Raw genomic sequence first — 18,334 nt, 5'->3', positions numbered from 1 at the left:
ATGGCACGCTTCACCTTCCGCCTGCCCGATATCGGCGAAGGCATTGCCGAGGCCGAGATCGTCGCCTGGCACGTCAAGATCGGCGACAAGGTGTCGGAGGACCAGCAGGTCGCCGACATGATGACCGACAAGGCCACGGTCGAGATGGAATCGCCCGTCTCCGGCGTGGTGGTCGAGCTGGCCGGCGAAGTCGGCGAGATGGTGGCGATCGGCTCGGCGCTGATGGTGATCGAAGTCGAGGGCGACGCCGCCGAGACTGCGCCGGTGGCTGCCGAGGCTCCGGTCGAGCGGCAGGTCGAGGCAGAGGCGCCCCGCGTGGAAGAGGTCGTGGAGGCCGCTCCGGCACGCGTGCCCGCGTCCGCTCCGGAACCCGTGCCGGTCGCGGCACCCGAGCCCGCCGCCCACAGGCAGGTCCTCGCCTCGCCCGCGGTCCGTGCCCGCGCCAAGGATCTCGGCATCGATCTCGCCGTGGTGAAGGCGGACGGCAACCACATCCGCCACGCCGATCTCGACGCCTATCTGCGCTATGGCAGCGCCCAGGGCTATCACGCTCCGCACGCGTCGCGGGCCCGCGACGACCAGCCGATCAAGGTCATCGGCATGCGCCGCCGCATCGCCGAGAACATGGCCGCCTCGAAGCGCGCCATCCCGCACTTCACTTATGTCGACGAGATCGACGTCACGGCGCTCGAGGCGATGCGCGGCGACCTCAACGACAATCGCGGGGCGCGCCCCAAGCTGACCATGTTGCCGTTCCTGATCGTCGCGATCTGCCGGGCGCTGCCCGATTTCCCGATGATCAATGCGCGCTATGACGACGAGGCCGGCGTGGTCACGCGCCACGGCCGGGTGCATCTCGGCATGGCGGCGCAGACCGATGCCGGGCTGATGGTGCCGGTGATCCGCGACGCGCAGGACAAGAATGTCTGGCAGCTCGCCGCCGAGATCAGCCGCCTGGCCGAGGCGGCGCGCACCGGCAAGGCCAAGTCGGAGGAGCTGTCGGGCTCCACCCTCACCGTCACGTCGCTCGGCCCGCTCGGCGGCATCGCCACCACGCCGGTGATCAACCGGCCCGAAGTGGCGATCATCGGGCCGAACAAAATCGTCGAGCGTCCCATCTTCCAGGGCGACGAGATCGTCCGCGCCAAGCTGATGAACCTGTCGATCAGCTGCGACCACCGCGTCGTCGATGGCTGGGATGCGGCGAGCTTCGTCCAGGCGGTGCGGAAGCTGCTCGAAACCCCTGTCCTCCTGTTCGCCGACTGAGCATGGCGGGGCGGGCCACCATCGCCGGTGCCGTCGCCGCCTCGCTCCCCGTCGCGATCGGCTTGTGGCTGGCGCTGCGCCACGGCTTGCCGCCGATCGCGGCCCAGCCGATGCTGTTCGCGCTCCAATGCTCGGGCGCGGTGGTGCTGCTCGCGCTCGTGCCCGGCATCGAGGCGGTCGCGCATGAGCGGCTGTTCCACCGCTCGATCGATCCGCTGGCCGGCGCCGATTCGCCGCGGTTGGTCGTCAACCAGCGCTATATCCAGAACACGCTCGAGCAGCTGGCGGTGCTGCTGCCGGGCCTGTTCCTGCTCGCCCATTACGAGCCCGACCTGCGCCTCATCGCCGCCACCGCGATCGTCTGGACGCTCGGGCGCTGGGCATGGTGGGTCGGCTATCACATCCATCCGCTGTGGCGCGGGCTCGGCGTCTATTCGATGTTCCTCGGGATGGTCGTGCTGCTCTGGGGCGTCGGTCGATTCGGGTTCGATCTGGCCGGCTGGCCCGGCGTGGCGGCGCTGCTCGGCCCCTTCGCGTTGATCGAGCTCTGGCTCTTCCGGGTGCTCCGCCGCTAGGATATGGCAATGCAGGACTTGCTTCAGTGGCGGCCGATGACGGCGGGCGATCTCGACGGTGTCGTCGCGGTGGCCCGTGTCGCCTTTCCCGACCATCCCGAAGGCCGCGCCTGTTTCGTCGAGCGGCTCGCGCTTGCGCCCGACACCTGTTTCGTGCTGGCGGGCGAGGGGCGGGTGGCCGGCTATCTGATCGCCTATCCCTGGCCGCTGGAGGCGATCCCGCCGCTCGATACGCTGCTGGGGGCGCTGCCGTCGAATCGGGACAGCTGGTATCTCCACGACCTGGCGCTGCTTCCCGAAGCGCGCGGCGGCGGCAATGCGCGGGCGGGGCTCGACCTGTTGTTCGCCGGGATCGACGCGCCGATCGCGCTGGTGTCGGTGAACGAATCCGCCGCCTTCTGGCAGGCCCAGGGCTTCGCGCCGATGGGCAGCCCGGCCCTCCAGGCCAAGCTTTCCAGTTATGGCCCGCATGCGCGTTACATGGTGCGGAGCGTCCCAAAGCCGGTGTAGACCGGGGCCATGCACTTCGATCTCCTCCAGTCGATCAGCCTCGCCGGCGATGTCTCCGTTCCCAATGACGACCGTGCGGGCTTCGCGCGCGCCCATGCCTGGGTGATCGACGGCGCCACCGATCTCGGTCCGCCGGGGCTGGTCGGCGCCCAGGGCGGCGCGGCCTGGCTGGCGAGCGTGGCGCAGGCGGCGTTCACCGGGTCCGGCGCTGCGACGATCGGCACGCTCTATGCCGATGTCGCCGCGCATATCCTGGCCGCCTGGGAACGCGATCGCACGCGCGATCCCGAGGATCGCTGGGAATATCCCCTTGCCTCGGCGCTCGCCGTCCGGCTCGGCGCGGAGGGGCTCGAGATCGGCTGGCTGGGCGATTGCGTCGGCTTTCTCCGCTCGGGCGGCGGGGTCGTGCGGCTCGGTCCGGAGCGGGAGATCCGCAATTCCGAGGCGGAGCGTGCCGCCAGCCTGGCCGAGCATGGCCTGGGCAGCCCCAAGCGCTCGGCGCCGATCCTCGCCAATCTCCGCGCGACGCGCGGCCGGCCCGGCATGCGCGTGCTCAGCGTGGATCCCGAGCACATGGCGCAAGTCGATACCGCCGGCATCGCCTGCGCCCCCGGCGACGAGGTCTTCCTGATGAGCGACGGCTATGCCGCGCTGATCGACAGCTATGCCGCCTATGACGATACCGCGCTGGTGGAGGCGATCCGCGCCCGCGGCCTTGCCGCCATCGCGGAGGAGCTGCGGGCGATCGAGCGCGCGGATGCCGCCTGCGCGCGCTTTCCGCGGTTCAAGGCATCGGACGACGCCACGGCCCTGTGGCTCCGCATCGGAGGCTGAGATGCACTGGATCCTGCGCTACGCCATCGCGCCCGACTATCTCGAACGCCGCGCCGGCTTCCGCGACGCGCATCTGGCCCTGGCCTGGGAAAGCGCCGATACGGGCGCGCTGATCCTGGGCGGCGCGGTCGGCGATCCGCCCGAGAGCGCCCTGCTGCTCTTTTCCAGCGAGGCAGCCGCGCGGGCCTTTGCCCGGGCCGATCCCTATGTCGCGAACGGACTGGTGACGGGCTGGGACGTGCTGCCCTGGAACACGGTGCTCGGGCGCGAGGCGGCGAACCCGGTGCGGCCCGCTGCCTGAACCCCGCTACTCCCTGGCGTAGATCGAGCGGCTGAGCGCGTCGCGTACCTGGTCGCGGCCGGCGGTGATGCGCGCGCGGGCATCCCGGTCGATCGCGCCCGTTTCCTCCGCCACCGCCCGGCGCCTGGCGCCCAGCGCGGCAAAGGCCGCGGCATCGGCGCCGTTGCGGAAGCCGAAATAGCCATTGGCGTTGTACCAGCTCCTGCGGGCGAGCAGCGCGCACAGCTCGGCAGTGGCGTCGAGCATCGCCTGCTGGTTGGCGAGCAGCGGATCCGTCGCCGCGTCGCCGGCGATCCTGGCGATGCCCAGCTTGGCCGCCCGGGGCAGGCTCGCGCTACCGATCGCTTCGGCCAGGGCCTTGCGCCGCGCGGTGCGCGCCAGGCTCTGCTCGCCGGCAAGCGCACGGATCGGCTCGATCGCCTTGCAGTTGCCGATCGCATGCGGGTTCTGCTGAAGCAGATAGGGGCTGTTGAGCGCGCCCGCGCCGAACTTGGCCAAGGCATCGGCAAAGGCGCGCTGCGCGACGACATCGGCCTGCAGCGCATCGGCATAGAGCTGCGAGACGGGCCCGCGGCCGGCGGCGCCGGCGGGCAGGAGCGGGGTGCCGTCCGCTGCCAGTTCGATCTCGGCGAAGCTGCTTGCGTCGGCGCGCGACTGGGTCTGGAACTGGCCGTGCGCGATCGCCGCCGCGCCGGCGCCGGCGCCGATCAGCAAGGCCAGCGAGCCGAGCTTCCATCCCAGATTCGCGTGCCGCGTCGTCGCCAGAAAGCCGATCAGCCATAGCACCAGCCCCGCCGCGGCGCCGCCGATCAGCAGCGCCGGCAACGGCAACGGCGAGCCGAAGCGCGGCCCCAGCAACGCCGCGAGCACCAGCACGGCGCCCCCGGCCAGAGTCGCGATCAGCGGATGGCCGTGCGGGCCTTCCTCATCCCAATTGTCCGACATGATTTCCCCCAGTTCCCGGCGACAGCCTAGCGGGGAAGCGTTTCCGTGCAATCGCTTTGGCGGTCCCAAGCCGGCCTTGCTTGCGCCGCGGCGCCCGCCCGCGCAAGGAGCCCGCATGACCAGCACCACCGCTACCGGACGCGCATCCGGGCACAAGGGCCTCGCCCTCGCCATCGGCGCCTATGGCATCTGGGGCTTCCTGCCGCTCTATTTCCACGTCCTGGCCAGCGTGCCGGCGCTGCAGATCCTGGCGCACCGCATCGTCTGGTCGGTGCTGTTCCTCGGCGTGCTGGTCTTCGCGCTCGGCCGGGCGGGCCCGATCTGGCGCGCGGCGCGCGGGCGCACCCTGTTGCTGCTCTGCGCCAGCGCCACGCTGATCGCGATCAACTGGTTCGTCTATATCTGGTCGGTCGAGACCGGCCATGTGCTGGAGGCGAGCCTGGGCTATTTCATCAATCCGCTGGTCAATGTCGCGCTCGGCATGCTCGTACTCGGCGAGCGGCTGCGGCGCTGGCAGGGAGCGGCGATCGCGGTGGCCGGTGCCGGCGTGCTGGTGATGGCGCTCGACGGCGGCGGGGCGATCCTGATCTCGCTTGCGCTCGCCTTCAGCTTCGGCCTGTACGGGCTGGTCCGCAAGGTGGTGGCGATCGATTCGCTGGGCGGGCTCACCGTCGAGACAGTCCTGCTGGTCCCCTTCGCCGCCGCATGGCTGGTCTACACCGCGGGACAGGGGACGAGCGGCTTCGGCGTGTCGGCCGGGCAGAACGCGCTGCTCCTCGCCGCGGGCGTGATCACCGCGACGCCGCTGCTGATGTTCGCCGCCGCCGCGCGGCTGATGCCGCTCTCGAGGCTGGGGCTGCTCCAATATATCGCGCCGACCATCCAGTTCTTCGTCGCGATCGCGCTGGGCGAGCCGCTGCGCACCGTCCACCTGATCACTTTCGCGCTGATCTGGGCGGGTTGCGCACTCTATGCCTGGGACAGCCTCCGCGCTGCCCGCGCGCCCATGCCGACAGACGCCTAGACTCCGCTTCAAATCCGGGATTGTCGCCGACGGGGTCCGCGCATGCGCGACTCCGCCGGGCCCCTTGTCGCGCCCGAAGCCGTGTCGCCGCGGAAGCGGTGCAGCCCTGTCGAAAATATTCAACCGATCGGTTGACTATTCCTGCTGCCGATGAGATATTAAACCACATGGTTGAATATCGACTCGACGCCACCTTTCACGCCCTTGCCGATCCCACGCGGCGCGGCATGCTCGCGCATCTCTCGCTCGGCGAGAAATCGATCGGCGAGCTGGCCGAGCCTTTCTCGATGACGTTCGCCGGGGCGGCCAAGCATGTGAAGGTGCTCGAAGGGGCGGGCCTCGTCGCCCGCCGCAAGGTGGGACGCAGCTATATGTGTGCCTTGAAGCCCGATCCGCTTGCCGAGGCCGATAAATGGCTGAAGCAATGGGAGAAGTTCTGGACCGTCCGCCTCGATGCGCTCGAAGCGATCATCGCCGCGGACCAGCGGGAGAAGCCCGAATGACGCATGCCACGCCCTTTCTGATGTTCCAGGGCGGCAAGGGCCAGGCGGCGCTCGATTTCTATGTCGAGACCGTGCCCGGCAGCCGGATCGAATCGGTCGAGCGTTTCGGCCCCGACGGGCCGGGGCCCGAAGGCACCATCCTGCGCGCCCATGCGGTGATCGCGGGGCAGAAGGTGATGGTCCATGACAGCTTCATCGCCCATGGCTTCGATTTCACGCCGTCCTGGTCCTTCTTCCTCGACGTGAAGGATCGCGCGGCGTTCGACCGGCTGTTCGCGGCCTTGTCCGCGGAGGGCGGCGTGCTGATGCCGCCCGATGATTATGGCTGGAGCAGCCGGTTCGGCTGGGCGAACGACCGGTTCGGCGTCTCCTGGCAGGTCAATCTGGCATGAGCGCGCCGGTGATCCTCACCGTCACCCGCACGTTCGCGGCGAACCCGGAGCGGGTGTTCGACGCCTGGCTCGATCCCGGGCAGGCGGCGCGCTTCCTCTTCGCCACGCCCGAGGGCGAGATGGTCCGCTGCGAGATCGATGCCCGGATCGGCGGCCGGGGGCTGATCGTCGAACGGCGCGCCGGAGGCGATGCCCATCACCGCCTCCGGTTCGAGGCGATCGACCGCCCGCGCCGCCTCGTCTTCCTCTTCTCGGCCGATCCGGCGGAGGAGGGGGAGTGGACGCGCGTCGCGATCGACATCGCGCCCACGCCCATGGGCTGCACATTGACGCTCACCCATGAAATGGACCCCGCCTGGGCAAGCTATGAGGAACAGACCCGCAAGGGCTGGACGATGATCCTCGAAAGCCTGGGCCGTATCACGGAGACGGAAAATGGCTGACACGCTGACTGCCGACACGATCACCCCGCAGATGCTCCGCTTCGAGCGCGACCTGGCCGCGCCGATCGAGACGGTGTGGCAATATCTGGTCGATCCGGAGCTGCGCGCCCGCTGGTTCATGGGCGGACCCACCGAGCCGCAGGTGGGCGGCAAGCTTGGCCTGACCTTCAACCATCAGGACCTGTCCGACGACGATGTGCCCAATCCCGAGCGCTACGCCGAATATGAGGGCAAGGCCTGGTCGGAGACCATCCTCAAGATCGAGCCGCCGCATCTCCTCGCCTTCACCTGGGACAATGGCGAGGCCGGGGAGGTGACGATCGAGCTGTTTGCCTTCGCTTCCGATCGCACCCGCCTCGTCCTCACGCACAACCGCCTGCGCGGGCCCGAGGATGCGCGCAGCTTCGGCGGCGGCTGGGCCGCGCATCTTGCGGTGCTGCAGAAGCGCCTGGCGGGCGCGCATGTCGCCAGTTTCTGGGACCTGCATACCGAGGCGGAGAAGCGGGCGGCGGAAGCGGTGGGGCTCGGCTGAGGCAGGGCGCGGCCATCCGGCCTTGCGATATGGGTTCCGCCTGCTTGGCTCGTGCGGCCGGGCCGCCCGCCCGGCTGCGCTTGCTCGACGGGTAGAATGCGGGGAACTCCCCGATCCGGGCATGTCGCCGCGCGAGAAGCCGGGATCGCAAGCCGTGCGTGGGCGACTATCCCCTTGAGACAACGGTGGTGCCATAACCGTCATCCCCGCCTGTGCGGGCATGACGAACGGAAATGGAGAAATGTGAGCCCCGACCTAGGGCAGCTCGAACAGCCCCGCCGCGCCCATGCCCCCGGCCGTGCACATCGAGACGACGACATGGCGCACGCCGCGCTTGCGCCCTTCGATCAGCGCATGGCCGACGAGGCGCGATCCGCTCATCCCGAACGGATGGCCGATCGCGATGGCGCCGCCATTGACGTTGAGCCGGTCGGGATCGATCCCCAGTGTGTCGCGGCAATAGAGGCATTGACTGGCGAATGCCTCGTTGATTTCCCACAGGCCGATATCCTCGACCCGCAGGCCGGCGCGCTTGAGCAGTTTGGGCACTGCGAAGACCGGGCCGATTCCCATCTCGTCGGGCTCGCAGCCGGCGACCTGGAAACCGCGATAGATGCCCAATATCTCCTTGCCCTCGGCCTCGGCGGTCTGGCGGTCCATCAGGATCTGCGCGGCGGCGCCGTCGGAAAGCTGGCTGGCATTGCCGGCGGTGACGTGCCGGCCCTGCGCGACGAACCGGCCGTCCTTCCATACCGGCTTCAGCGTGGCGAGCACTTCGGCGGTGGTGCCGGCACGGATGCCTTCGTCCTGGGTAACGGTGACGGTCTCGCTGCCGGTGCGGTTGCCTTCCTTGTCGAAGAGCGCCTTCGCCACGGTGATCGGCGCGATCTCCTCGGCAAAGGCGCCGCTTGCAAGACCGGCCGCCGCGCGCTGCTGGCTCGCCGCGGCGAAGGCATCCTGCGCCGCGCGGCTGATGCCGTAGCGCTCGGCGACGATCTCGGCGGTCTCGATCATCGGGATATAGGCGGCGGCCACCCGGTCGGTGACGGACTTGTTCGGATAGCGCGGCGCGTCGCGCATCGTCAGGCTGATCGATTCCATGCCGCCGGCCAGCGCGACGTCGATCTCGTCGGTCATGATCGAGCGCGCGGCCAGGGCAATGGCGGTGAGGCCCGATCCGCATTTGCGGTCGAGGCTGAAGGCGGGCACGCTGTGCGGCAGTCCGGCGGCGAACAGCGCCATCCGTGCCATGTTCGCGCCCTGCGTTCCCCATTGGTTGCCCATGCCGTAGAAGACGTCGTCGATCCGCGCCGGATCGATGCCGGCGCGTTCCACCGCCGCGTTCATCACATGGGCGGCGAGCACCGGCGCCTCGGTGTCGTTGAAATAGCCGCGACCCGCCTTGCCGATCCCCGTTCGCGCGGTCGAGACGATCACAGCTTCACGCATTGCGGCACCCTCCTGTTTTCGAAGATGCGGTATGGCCTTGCGTCGCCGCGATTGCAATGGCTCCGCGCCGTCCCATATCCGTCGGCGGAGGTGCGCCATGGCGAGCAGGCCGACACGGATTCCCGGGCCCGATCATCCGATCGCGATCGCACGGTCGGACGCGCATGTGGTGGTGCGGGCCGCCGGCAGGGTGATCGCCGACACCCGCCGCGCGCTGGAGCTCCGTGAGGCGAACTACCCGCCGGTCCTCTACATCCCGCGCGCGGATGCCGATATGGCTTCGCTCCAGCGGACCGACCATGCGAGCTATTGCCCGTACAAGGGCGAGGCCAGCTATTTCTCGATCCGCGGCGGGGCCGGGAATGCGGTGTGGAGCTATGAGGCGCCCTATGCGGCGGTCGCCGAAATCCGCGACCATCTGGCCTTTTATCCGGACCGGGTGGAGGCGATCGAAGTCAATCGCTGAACGCCGGCGGGCGCTTCTGCATATTGGCCATCACTGCTTCGATCTGGTTGGGCGTGCGCAGCAATGCGGCCTGTTCCCGGCTTTCGGCGAGCAGAATGTCGGCGGCTCCGGCCTCGAGATTGGCGAGCCGCTTGGCGGCGCGGATCGCATGCGGGTTGCGCCCGGCGATGGCCCGGGCGAGCGCCATCGCTTCTGCATGCGGCTCCTCGGCGATGCGCGTGACGAAGCCGAGCGCCACTGCTTCCTCCGCGTCGAATTCGCGGGCGGTATAGGCGAGTTCGCGCAGCACGTCGTCGCGGACATTGCCGCGCCAGAGCGCATAGCCGGCCATGTCGGGCACGATGCCCCATTTCATCTCCATCACCGAAAGCCGCGTGCCCGGCGCGGCGATTCGCACGTCCGCGCCGCTGGCGATCTGGAGGCCGCCGCCGAAAGCGACGCCATGCACCGCGGCGATCACCGGCACCGGCAGGGCGCGCCAGCCCCAGGCGACCTGCTGGAAATCATTGGCCAGGCCGTGGCTGCGCCGGGCGAGATCGATTCCCGATCCCCCCGCCGCCATGCTGGCCATGTCCAGGCCTGCGCAGAAGCCGCGCCCCTCGCCGGACAGCACGACGGCGCGGATGCCGGCCTCGCCCTCCAGCCGGGCGATCGCGGCGATGATCCCGGCGAACATCGCCGGATCGAGCGCGTTGAGCTTGTCGGGCCGGGCCAGCCGCACGTCCGCGACGCCGTCCTCGATCTCGATCCTGACGCGCTCTTCCATGCCTTCTCTCCTTTGCCTTGCGAACAGAATAGCGTGCAATCAGCCCACGCAAAGCCGGTAGCCGCGTCCCTTGTCGGTGCGCAGCATCGGCATGGCGAACCCCCGGTCGAGCTTGGCGCGCAGCCGCGAGACATGCACCTCGACGACATTGGTGCCGGGATCGAAGTCGAGGCCCCAGACCGCCGCCAGCAATTCGGAGCGCCCCGCCGGTCGATCGCCCTGGCGGACCAGGTGAAGCAGCAGCGCATATTCGCGGGGCAGCAGTGATATCGGCCGGCCGGCGCGCGTCACCCGGCGCTCGACGGGATCGATGCGAAGCTCGCCGAGCACGATTTCGGGCCGCCGCCGGATCCGCGCGGCAAGGCGGGCCGCCACTTCCTCGGCAGTGGCGGAAGCGGGCATCGCATCGTCGGCACCGGCATCGAGCGCCTGCGCCACGCTGCCCTCGATCGGCAGGAGCAGGAGGAGCGGCTCCTGCCAACCCAGTGCCCGGATCCGCGCCACGCTCTCGCCCGTGCCTGCGAACAGGCCCGCCGCCGCCTCCACCCCCGGTGCATAGGGGACGAGCCCCAGTCCGCGCGCCGCAGTGGCTCGGGCAAGGTCAGGGAGTTCGACGGTACAGGCGACACGCAGGGTCACGGCACCGAAGCTAGCGGCGATGACACCGTTTCGGCGGCAACCATGTCCGTTACGGAGCTAGTCTCGCCCGGGCATGGCCGGCGACGAAGCGGTCGGGATCGTCCGTCGCGCGGGAGAGCAGCATCGGCGCTTCGCCAGGCAGCGCCGAGACGAGCGCGTCGAGCGCGGTCACCCGCATCCTTGCGCAGGGATGGCGCAGGGCGAAGTGCTCGGCCAGGTCCAGCCCGTTGCCGACATGCACCGCGATGGCGACCAGGGCCTCCGCGGCGGTCACCGTCAGGCCCTCGGCGATGGTGCCGCGCCCGATATCGAAGCGATACTGGTCGAGCCAGGGCTGGGCGGGATCGGCGGCGAGGATGTTGAGCGAGACCGACATGCTGTCCGGCGGCAGCTGGACATGCACGTCGCGCCGCATCCGGTAGAGCATCAGCCTGCCGGGTTCGAGCCGCGCGCGCTCGACGAAGCGAAGCCCTGCATGCTCGCCGGGCAGGCCCGTGAGCGGCGCAGCATCATATTCGTAATAGTCGCTCCAATAGCCCGGGCCGAGATAGCCATAGGTAAGAAAATGGAAATTATGGTCGTGCGGCAAGTCGTAGAAGAAGGCCGCCGGCCCGCTGCGGCGGGTGGCCGAATCCGCGCGCGCCGGCCAGAAATTGGCGCGCAGCACATAGCGGCCATTGGGCGGGCGAAGCAGGAAGACCTGCGCGCCATAGCCATTGCCGGCATGCTGGGCGGCGCAGCGTGTCTTGAGTTCGGCGATCGCGAGGTCGGCGAGGAAATCGGAGTTGCGCCCCAGCCGCGCGAGCAGCGGCCCCCAGCTCGCGAACGCATCCTCGTCGCGCGCGTCGACGGGATAGGCGTCGAGCGTTTCGACCAGCTCGACCAGCTCGATCGCGCCGCCCTGGCCGGGATCGATCAGGCGCGGCATGCCGTGCTCAGCCGCGGGCGCACTGCTGCGAGTGTCCGTTCGGCGGCCTCGCGTATCTCGATATGCGGATCGCCTGCCGCCATCGCTTCGAGCCGGGGCAGGGCGGCGTGCGCATCGAGCGCCAGCCATTCGCGCATCGCCGCCCAGCGCAGATGGAAGGCCGGATCGCGCGTCGCCGCGTCGAATTGCGGGCCCGCATCCGCCCGCCCGGCGAGGCGGAGAAAGGCGAGCAGCATCTCGGCGCGCGAGGCCTGGTCGTCGCCGCTCGCGACCCGGAGCAGCTTGCCGTCGCCGATCGCATGCTCGCGCATCAACGGCGCGGCACCGGCCCGGATGGTCGCCACCAGCGTGACCACGTCGTTGCCGGCATCGGCAAGCAGCTGTGCCTCGCAGCGTCCGTCGATCGCGTGGACCTCGCCATCGGCGAGCCGCAGCGATTCCCGCTCTTCGCACGGCGGCGCTTCGGCGGCGCGGAAGTCCGGCCCGGCAGGCGCGGTCCGCCAGCGCCGCAACGTCGCGCCTCCCGCTCGGACGAAGCGCGTCACGGCGATCCGGCCGGAAAAGGTGCAGGCGGTCGGCGGTGGCCGCCGGCGCATCGCCGCCGCGCTGGTCACGCAGGCGGAGATCGCCACCGCGGGGCAATCGAACAGGACCGCGCCGATGCGGAGGCCGTCACGGTTCGCCTTGAACGGCGGCTCGAACAAAGGGTCGGCGGCGATCGCATCGATCAGCGGCTGGAGCAGTGCCCCGGCCCAGCCACCGTCGCCGAACAGCCGCGTAGCGCGGTGCGTCAGGGCCTCGGCATCCTCCGCGGCGCAATCGGCGAAGACCGTTTCGAGCATGCGATGCGCATCGCCATGCCGCCATTTCCGGATCGTACCCCGCCCAGCCTCCCGCGCGGCGACGAGCGCCGCGCGCATTCCGGCATCCATCCCGTTCATGCGAAATCGGGCGCGATCTCGTAGATCAGGATCGCGATGCCGACGATCAGCTCGAACAGATCGTCGACATCGTTCAGGGCCGTGCGCAGCGTTCCATGCAGCGCCACGCTGGTGCCCAGCTCCGGGATCTCTCCCAGATCGATCTTCAGCAATCCCATGCCTCCCTCCCTTCCGAAGGTTCCCCGATGGGGCCACGCTAGGGCGGGACGGGAATGGTGCATCTTACAACGATGTAATTGCCGCCATTTGCGTGCTTTCCGCGGCCGCGCTAGGGGGCGGCCATGCGCCAACCGGCCCCTTCCGCCTTCGACCCGCTGCGCTTCTTCGAGCTGCGCTATGCCAGCCACGGCACGCGGCTGGGCATCGGCTATCGCACCCATGGCCCCGATTGGGCCGAGCTCGAGCTGCCCTATCGCGAGGACATGATCGGCGATCCGGCCTCGGGCGTGCTCGCTTCGGGGCCCATCCTGGCGCTGATGGACATGGCGACCGCGGTTTCGGTCTGGCTGCGGGCCGGCGCCTTCGTGCCGCAGGCGACGCTCGATCTCAGGATCGACTATCTGCGCCCGGCGACGCCGGGCCGCACGGTGGTCGGCCGCGGCGAATGCTATCGGCTGACGCGTTCGATCGCCTTTGTGCGCGGCCAGGCGCATGACGGCGATCCGGACGATCCGATCGCCCATGTCGCCGGCACGTTCATGGCGACGGAGCGCTACCGGTGATCCTGCCTCCCTATGCCGAACTGCTTGGCCTCACGGTCGAACCCGGCGAGCGAGCGCCGGTGCTGGTGATGCCCTTTGGCGACGGCGTGCTCGGCCGCCCCGGCTTCCTGCACGGCGGCGCGATCGGCGGGCTGCTCGAAATGGCGGCGGTGGGTGCGCTCTGGCAAGCGCTCGGCTCCGACCAGACCCAGGTCAAGCCGATCAACCTGACCGTGGACTATATGCGCGGCGGCCGCGACAAGCCGACCCGGGCCCGCGGCGCGGTGACCCGGCTGGGCACGCGCGTCGCCAATGTCGAGGCGATCGCCTGGCAGGACGAGCCGGACCGGCCGATCGCCGCGGCGCGGATGAACTATCTGATCGTGCGCTAGGATCCTTTGGGCGTCAGCCTGAACAGCCGCCCATTGGCCTTGCCGGCGTCCTCGAGCAGCCATACCGCGCCGTCGGGACCCTGCGCCACGTCGCGGATGCGCATGTCCAGGTCCCATCGGTCGGCCTTGCTCGCCTTGTCGCCGTCGAGCGCGACGCGGATCAGCCCGCGGCCCGAAAGCGCGCCGATCAGCAGCGAGCCCTTCCATTTCGGGAACATGCCGCCCGAATAATAGATCATCCCGCCGGGCGAGATGGACGGGTTCCAATATGCCGCCGGCGCCTCGAAGCCGTCGCCGGGCGCATGACGGGGTATCGGCGTGCCGTCGTAATTGTCGCCGTCGGAAACCAGGGGCCAGCCATAGTTCCTGCCCTTGCGGATCAGGTTGACCTCGTCGCCGCCCTTGGGGCCCATCTCGTTCTCCCAGAGCCGGCCGCTCGCATCGAACACCAGCCCATAGGGATTGCGATGGCCGAGGGTCCAGGTCTCGGCGGGGACCAGATTGGGGCCGTCCACTGCCTGGGTGCGGGCCGGCGCGGTCTTGGCGAGCTCGGTGTTCCGGGGTGGATCGGTGACGGCCACCGTCGCCGTACCGGTCTTGCCCGCCCAGGGATTGCCGGGCGCCGGCTTGCCGTCGAGCGTCAGGTGCAGGATCTTGCCGAGCGCCTGGTTCGGATCCTGTGCCGGGGTGAAGCGCTGGCGCTCGCCCGAGGTTAGGAACAGCGACTTGCCATCGGGCGCGAAGGCGATGACCGCGCCGAACTGGCCGCCCTTGCCGTCCGACCCTGCGCGCCACAGCACCTGCGGGTCGACGAGCGTGGGCGCCGGGCCGTCGACAAGGGTCGCGCGGGCCATCGCCAGGCTGGATCCCTGGGGCCGCGGCTCGGCATAGGTGTAGTAGACCCGGTGGCTCTTCGCGAAATCGGGGGCGGGAATCACGTCGAGCAGCCCGCCCTGGCCCTGAAAGACCACGTCGACATTGGCGATCACCTGCCGCTGCCTGCCGTCCGCCGAGACGAGCAGGATCCTGCCCGCCTTCTCCGTCACCAGCATCCGTCCGTCGGGCAGGAAGGCCATCGCCCAGGGCGCATCGAACGCAGTGACCTGGGTCAGGGTGAAGGGTGGTCCGTCGTCCGCGGACGAGGGGCTTGCCTGTCGCGCCGAGAGCCCCGAGCCCGCATTGCAGGCGGCGAGCAATGCCAGCGCGGGCAAGGCCAGGCGAAGACTTTTCTGCATCGGGTCGATCCCTCTCTTCCGTTGTCGCGGCGTCGACGCGCCGGAGTCCGCTGCGGCCCCGGGCGCCGTTCCCGGTGCCAATTCTGCTTGTATCCCGGGCGCCTGCCAAGTGAGGAAGGCGGAAGGCGGGAACCGGGGGCAAGCGCCTTCGCGGGACTGGGGCGTGTCGCCATTGGCGATGCGCAAGGCCCTTCGCCCGCGGCGCGGAAAGATCCCGCTCCGGCCCGAATCCGATTGCTCTTGCCGCCGCGGCGCCGAGTGCGTATATCGCACCTGCTTTCTCGACATCGTCAAACATGCCGAGGTCGGGGCCCGCAGGGCTCCGGCGCCGAAGCTGCTTGACCAATTCCGGAGTGCCGCGTGGCGAATATTGCCGACCTCACCAAGCTGATCGAACCCGAAGCCAAGGCGCTCGGGCTCGCGCTGGTGCGCGTCAAGATGTTCGGCGGCACCAGCGATCCGACGCTGCAGGTGATGGCCGAGCGTCCCGACACCCGCCAGCTCACCATCGACGATTGCGCCGACCTGTCGCGCCGCATCTCCGATGTGTTCGATGCGCTGGAGGAGGCGGGCAAGGACCCGTTCGACCATGCCTATCGGCTCGAGGTCAGCTCGCCGGGGATCGACCGGCCGCTCACCCGGCTCCAGGACTATGCGGACTGGAAGACGCACGAGGCGCGGCTGAACCTGGCCGAGCCGCTCGAGGACGGTCGCAAGCAATTGACCGGCGACCTGATCGGCATCGAGGGCGACCTCGTCTCGATCGACGTCCGCAAGTACAAGGTGGTCAGCGTTCCGTTCGGCAGCATCGCCGACGCCAAGCTGCTGATGACCGACCGACTGATCAACGCAACCGCGCCGCTCTCCACCGAAGGCGCAGACGAATACGAAGCAGAGGAAAACGACTGATGGCCACCGCCATTTCCGCCAACAAGGCCGAGCTGCTCGCCATTGCCGATTCGGTCGCGAAGGAGAAGCTGATCGACAAGGCCATCGTCATCGAGGCGATGGAGGACGCGATCCAGCGCGCCGCGAAGAACCGCTACGGCGTGGAGAACGACATTCGCGCCAAGCTCGACCCGAACACCGGCGACCTGCGCCTGTGGCGCGTCGTCGAAGTGGTCGAGGCGGTCGACGACTATTTCAAGCAGGTCGACGTCAACCAGGCGCAGAAGCTCCAGAAGGGCGCGGCCGTGGGCGACTATATCGTCGATCCGCTGCCCCCGATCGAGTTCGGCCGCATCCAGGCCCAGGCCTCGAAGCAGATCATCTTCCAGAAGGTCCGCGACGCCGAGCGCGAGCGCCAGTATGAAGAGTTCAAGGACCGCCAGAACGAGATCATCACCGGCGTGGTGAAGCGCGTCGAGTTCGGCCATGTCGTGGTCGACCTGGGCCGGGCCGAGGGCGTGATCCGCCGCGACCAGCAGATCCCGCGCGAAGTGGTCCGCGTCGGCGACCGCGTCCGCTCGATCATCCTCAACGTCCGCCGCGAGAACCGCGGCCCGCAGATCTTCCTGAGCCGGGCCCACCCCGAGTTCATGAAGAAGCTGTTCGCGCAGGAAGTGCCCGAGATCTACGACGGCATCATCGAGATCAAGGCCGCTGCCCGCGATCCGGGCTCGCGCGCCAAGATCGGCGTGATCTCGCATGATTCGAGCATCGACCCGGTCGGCGCCTGCGTCGGCATGAAGGGCTCGCGCGTCCAGGCCGTCGTGCAGGAGATGCAGGGCGAGAAGATCGACATCATCCCCTGGTCGCCCGACACCGCGACCTTCGTCGTCAACGCGCTGCAGCCGGCCAATGTCAGCCGCGTCGTGATCGACGAGGAAGAGGACCGTATCGAAGTCGTCGTTCCCGACGATCAGCTCAGCCTCGCCATCGGCCGCCGCGGCCAGAATGTGCGCCTGGCCTCGCAGCTGACCGCCAAGGCGATCGACATCCTCACCGAGACCGACGCCAGCGAGAAGCGCCAGGCCGAGTTCGTCGCGAACAGCGAGATGTTCCAGAACGAGCTCGACGTCGACGAGACGCTGGCCCAGCTGCTGGTCGCCGAAGGTTTCTCGAGCCTCGAGGAAGTCGCCTATGTCGAGCTCGACGAGATCGCGTCGATCGAGGGCTTTGACGAGGAGCTCGGCCAGGAGCTGCAGAGCCGTGCCCAGGAAGCGCTGGAGCGCCGCGAGGAAGCCAATCGCGCCGAGCGCCGCGCGCTGGGCGTCGAGGACGATCTCGCCACCATGCCCTATATGACCGAGGCGATGCTGGTCACGCTCGGCAAGGCGGGCATCAAGACGCTCGACGACCTGGCGGACCTCGCCACCGACGAGCTGGTGCAGAAGAAGCGCGCTGAGCCGCGCCGCCGCAACGAGGACGCGCCGAAGCGCGAGCAGGACAAGGGCGGGATCCTGGCCGAGTACGGGCTCAGCGACGAGCAGGGCAACGAGATCATCATGGCGGCGCGTGCGCACTGGTTCGCCGACGAGGACGCGGCCGAAGTCGCGCCGGCGGAGGGCGAGGCCTGATGCCATTCATCGACATCCGTCTGGCCGGCCCGGCCACCCGCGCGCAAAAGGCCGGCATCGTCGCCGATGTAACGGCCTCCATGGTCGCGCGCCTGGGCAAGTCGGCGGGTGCCGTGCAGGTCAACATCACCGAGCTCAGCTTGGAGAATTACGGCGCGGGCGGTCAGCTGATCGCGGACCGCGACGCGCCGGTGAAGGGAGACGCGCATGCGGAACCCTCACAATGACACGGCACGGCTAAAGCCCAAGGCGACCCCCCCTTCCGCCGCGCGGGAGGGGCATGATCCCATGCGCACCTGCGTGCTGAGCCGCGAGGAGGCTCCGCGCGACGGGCTGATCCGACTCGCGCTCTCGCCGGATGGCGAAGTGCTGCCCGATGTCCGCGCCAAGGCGCCGGGCCGCGGCGCCTGGATCGGCGTGACCCGCGCCGAGCTCGACGCTTCGGGCAAGAAGCTCAAGGGCGCGCTCGCCCGTGCCTTCAAGGGCGCCGAGCTCCGCATTCCCGAGGATATCGGCGCGCGGATCGAGGAGCAGCTGCAGCGCAACGCGCTCGATCGCCTCGGCCTCGAGTTCAAGGCCGGGCATGTCGCGATCGGCGGCGACCGCATCCAGGAAGCCGCGCGCGGCGGCCGGCTCCACCTGCTGCTCCATGCGAGCGACGCGGGCGAGGACGGCGCGCGCAAGCTCGCCCAGGCCTGGCGCGTGGGCAGCGATCGCGAAGGCAGCGGGCTCAAGGGCTTAACATTGCCGATCCCGCGCACCATATTGTCCTTGGCGCTTGGCCGCGAAAATGTGGTACATGCCGGCCTGACCGACGCCAAAGCGGCTGCGCGGACGAGCGAAGCGCTCGATCGGTGGCTGCGCTTTATCGGATTCGATTCCACCCCTCGCCCTTGCGAAACCGCTTCGCAAGGCGCATCGGCGCTTCCGTCGGAAGCGTCCGAAGACGAACGACAGACTGAAGGACTTTAGG

General features: G+C 69.3%; 25 protein-coding genes. 17 read left to right on the top strand and 8 right to left on the bottom strand.

Annotated elements, in window-relative coordinates; genetic code table 11:
- From FHR20_RS12130 to FHR20_RS12110, 5 genes are read left to right on the top strand one after another with little or no spacing between them, the layout of a single operon-like run.
- Nucleotides 1-1,266 (top strand): dihydrolipoamide acetyltransferase family protein, encoded by a 1,266-nt coding sequence (locus FHR20_RS12130; RefSeq protein WP_167299888.1) that lies wholly within the window; start codon nucleotides 1-3, stop codon nucleotides 1,264-1,266.
- A 2-nt stretch (nucleotides 1,267-1,268) separates the two neighbouring features.
- Nucleotides 1,269-1,841 (top strand): MAPEG family protein, encoded by a 573-nt coding sequence (locus FHR20_RS12125; protein WP_167299887.1) that lies wholly within the window; start codon nucleotides 1,269-1,271, stop codon nucleotides 1,839-1,841.
- Between the two features lie 9 nt (nucleotides 1,842-1,850).
- Nucleotides 1,851-2,351 (top strand): GNAT family N-acetyltransferase, encoded by a 501-nt coding sequence (locus tag FHR20_RS12120; RefSeq protein WP_208413568.1) that lies wholly within the window; start codon nucleotides 1,851-1,853, stop codon nucleotides 2,349-2,351.
- Nucleotides 2,352-2,360: 9 nt separating this feature from the next.
- On the top strand, nucleotides 2,361-3,185 hold the full coding sequence (locus FHR20_RS12115; protein WP_167299886.1) for a protein phosphatase 2C domain-containing protein: 825 nt from the start codon (nucleotides 2,361-2,363) through the stop codon (nucleotides 3,183-3,185).
- A 1-nt stretch (nucleotide 3,186) separates the two neighbouring features.
- The gene (locus tag FHR20_RS12110) at nucleotides 3,187-3,486 is read left to right on the top strand and encodes a YciI-like protein (protein ID WP_167299885.1); all 300 of its coding nucleotides are present in this window, start codon (nucleotides 3,187-3,189) and stop codon (nucleotides 3,484-3,486) included.
- Nucleotides 3,487-3,492: 6 nt separating this feature from the next.
- Here FHR20_RS12110 and FHR20_RS12105 read toward each other — a convergent pair whose 3' ends face one another.
- Nucleotides 3,493-4,431 (bottom strand): hypothetical protein, encoded by a 939-nt coding sequence (locus FHR20_RS12105; RefSeq protein ID WP_167299884.1) that lies wholly within the window; start codon nucleotides 4,429-4,431, stop codon nucleotides 3,493-3,495.
- A 115-nt stretch (nucleotides 4,432-4,546) separates the two neighbouring features.
- Here FHR20_RS12105 and rarD point away from each other — a divergent pair, with 115 nt between their 5' ends.
- From rarD to FHR20_RS12080, 5 genes are all read left to right on the top strand, one after another.
- Nucleotides 4,547-5,455, top strand: a complete 909-nt coding sequence (gene rarD, locus FHR20_RS12100; protein WP_167299883.1) for an EamA family transporter RarD — start codon at nucleotides 4,547-4,549, stop codon at nucleotides 5,453-5,455.
- Between the two features lie 167 nt (nucleotides 5,456-5,622).
- Nucleotides 5,623-5,958 (top strand): ArsR/SmtB family transcription factor, encoded by a 336-nt coding sequence (locus tag FHR20_RS12095; RefSeq protein WP_167299882.1) that lies wholly within the window; start codon nucleotides 5,623-5,625, stop codon nucleotides 5,956-5,958.
- On the top strand, nucleotides 5,955-6,350 hold the full coding sequence (locus FHR20_RS12090; protein ID WP_167299881.1) for a VOC family protein: 396 nt from the start codon (nucleotides 5,955-5,957) through the stop codon (nucleotides 6,348-6,350). Before FHR20_RS12095 ends, FHR20_RS12090 begins: the two co-directional genes overlap by 4 nt.
- Complete coding sequence (locus tag FHR20_RS12085; RefSeq protein ID WP_167299880.1) at nucleotides 6,347-6,793, top strand: SRPBCC family protein; 447 nt, start codon at nucleotides 6,347-6,349, stop codon at nucleotides 6,791-6,793. The genes FHR20_RS12090 and FHR20_RS12085 overlap by 4 nt, the downstream gene beginning before the upstream one ends.
- Nucleotides 6,786-7,325 carry an SRPBCC family protein gene (locus tag FHR20_RS12080; RefSeq protein ID WP_208413567.1) on the top strand — a complete coding sequence of 180 codons (540 nt, stop codon included), beginning with the start codon at nucleotides 6,786-6,788 and terminating at the stop codon, nucleotides 7,323-7,325. Before FHR20_RS12085 ends, FHR20_RS12080 begins: the two co-directional genes overlap by 8 nt.
- Before the next feature lie 255 nt (nucleotides 7,326-7,580).
- On the opposite strand, the gene FHR20_RS12075 is transcribed toward FHR20_RS12080, so the two are convergent.
- Nucleotides 7,581-8,774, bottom strand: coding sequence for an acetyl-CoA C-acyltransferase (locus FHR20_RS12075; RefSeq protein ID WP_167299879.1), 1,194 nt, complete (start codon nucleotides 8,772-8,774; stop codon nucleotides 7,581-7,583).
- 97 nt (nucleotides 8,775-8,871) lie between these two features.
- Here FHR20_RS12075 and FHR20_RS12070 point away from each other — a divergent pair, with 97 nt between their 5' ends.
- A complete protein-coding gene (locus FHR20_RS12070) occupies nucleotides 8,872-9,240 on the top strand; it encodes a DUF427 domain-containing protein (RefSeq protein ID WP_167299878.1) in 369 nt (122 codons plus the stop codon).
- Here the strand turns inward: FHR20_RS12070 and FHR20_RS12065 are convergent.
- From FHR20_RS12065 to FHR20_RS12045, 5 genes are read right to left on the bottom strand one after another with little or no spacing between them, the layout of a single operon-like run.
- Nucleotides 9,230-10,006 (bottom strand): crotonase/enoyl-CoA hydratase family protein, encoded by a 777-nt coding sequence (locus tag FHR20_RS12065; protein ID WP_167299877.1) that lies wholly within the window; start codon nucleotides 10,004-10,006, stop codon nucleotides 9,230-9,232. The genes FHR20_RS12070 and FHR20_RS12065 overlap by 11 nt on opposite strands.
- Before the next feature lie 39 nt (nucleotides 10,007-10,045).
- Nucleotides 10,046-10,645 (bottom strand): winged helix-turn-helix domain-containing protein, encoded by a 600-nt coding sequence (locus FHR20_RS22855; protein ID WP_286712480.1) that lies wholly within the window; start codon nucleotides 10,643-10,645, stop codon nucleotides 10,046-10,048.
- Nucleotides 10,646-10,694: 49 nt separating this feature from the next.
- On the bottom strand, nucleotides 10,695-11,573 hold the full coding sequence (locus tag FHR20_RS12055) for a transposase (protein ID WP_208413566.1): 879 nt from the start codon (nucleotides 11,571-11,573) through the stop codon (nucleotides 10,695-10,697).
- A complete protein-coding gene (locus tag FHR20_RS12050) occupies nucleotides 11,561-12,493 on the bottom strand; it encodes a hypothetical protein (protein ID WP_167299876.1) in 933 nt (310 codons plus the stop codon). The genes FHR20_RS12055 and FHR20_RS12050 overlap by 13 nt, the downstream gene beginning before the upstream one ends.
- A gap of 17 nt (nucleotides 12,494-12,510) precedes the next feature.
- Nucleotides 12,511-12,672 carry a hypothetical protein gene (locus FHR20_RS12045; protein WP_167299875.1) on the bottom strand — a complete coding sequence of 54 codons (162 nt, stop codon included), beginning with the start codon at nucleotides 12,670-12,672 and terminating at the stop codon, nucleotides 12,511-12,513.
- 123 nt (nucleotides 12,673-12,795) lie between these two features.
- Between FHR20_RS12045 and FHR20_RS12040 the strand changes: the two genes are divergently transcribed.
- Together FHR20_RS12040 and FHR20_RS12035 are read left to right on the top strand one after the other, a co-directional pair.
- Nucleotides 12,796-13,236: a PaaI family thioesterase gene (locus tag FHR20_RS12040; protein ID WP_167299874.1), complete on the top strand. Its 441-nt coding sequence runs from the start codon at nucleotides 12,796-12,798 to the stop codon at nucleotides 13,234-13,236.
- Entirely contained in the window at nucleotides 13,236-13,607 is a 372-nt protein-coding gene (locus FHR20_RS12035; protein ID WP_167300493.1) for a PaaI family thioesterase, read from the top strand. The genes FHR20_RS12040 and FHR20_RS12035 overlap by 1 nt, the downstream gene beginning before the upstream one ends.
- On the opposite strand, the gene FHR20_RS12030 is transcribed toward FHR20_RS12035, so the two are convergent.
- A complete protein-coding gene (locus FHR20_RS12030) occupies nucleotides 13,604-14,842 on the bottom strand; it encodes a PQQ-dependent sugar dehydrogenase (protein ID WP_167299873.1) in 1,239 nt (412 codons plus the stop codon). The two genes, FHR20_RS12035 and FHR20_RS12030, sit on opposite strands and share 4 nt — an antisense overlap.
- Nucleotides 14,843-15,202: 360 nt before the next feature.
- Between FHR20_RS12030 and rimP the strand changes: the two genes are divergently transcribed.
- Genes rimP through FHR20_RS12010 form a run of 4 tightly spaced genes read left to right on the top strand, consistent with a single transcriptional unit; the run spans nucleotide 15,203 to nucleotide 18,333 of the window.
- Nucleotides 15,203-15,751 carry a ribosome maturation protein RimP gene (gene rimP / locus FHR20_RS12025; RefSeq protein WP_167299872.1) on the top strand — a complete coding sequence of 183 codons (549 nt, stop codon included), beginning with the start codon at nucleotides 15,203-15,205 and terminating at the stop codon, nucleotides 15,749-15,751.
- Entirely contained in the window at nucleotides 15,751-17,361 is a 1,611-nt protein-coding gene (gene nusA, locus FHR20_RS12020) for a transcription termination factor NusA (protein WP_167299871.1), read from the top strand. The genes rimP and nusA overlap by 1 nt, the downstream gene beginning before the upstream one ends.
- Entirely contained in the window at nucleotides 17,361-17,588 is a 228-nt protein-coding gene (locus FHR20_RS12015) for a tautomerase family protein (protein WP_167299870.1), read from the top strand. Before nusA ends, FHR20_RS12015 begins: the two co-directional genes overlap by 1 nt.
- Nucleotides 17,569-18,333 carry a DUF448 domain-containing protein gene (locus tag FHR20_RS12010; protein ID WP_167299869.1) on the top strand — a complete coding sequence of 255 codons (765 nt, stop codon included), beginning with the start codon at nucleotides 17,569-17,571 and terminating at the stop codon, nucleotides 18,331-18,333. The genes FHR20_RS12015 and FHR20_RS12010 overlap by 20 nt, the downstream gene beginning before the upstream one ends.
- Nucleotide 18,334: the final 1 nt, after the last annotated feature.

The organism is Sphingomonas leidyi (genome assembly GCF_011761945.1).
GTDB lineage: Bacteria > Pseudomonadota > Alphaproteobacteria > Sphingomonadales > Sphingomonadaceae > Sphingomonas > Sphingomonas leidyi.
This window is presented reverse-complemented; position numbering and strand designations above follow the sequence as displayed.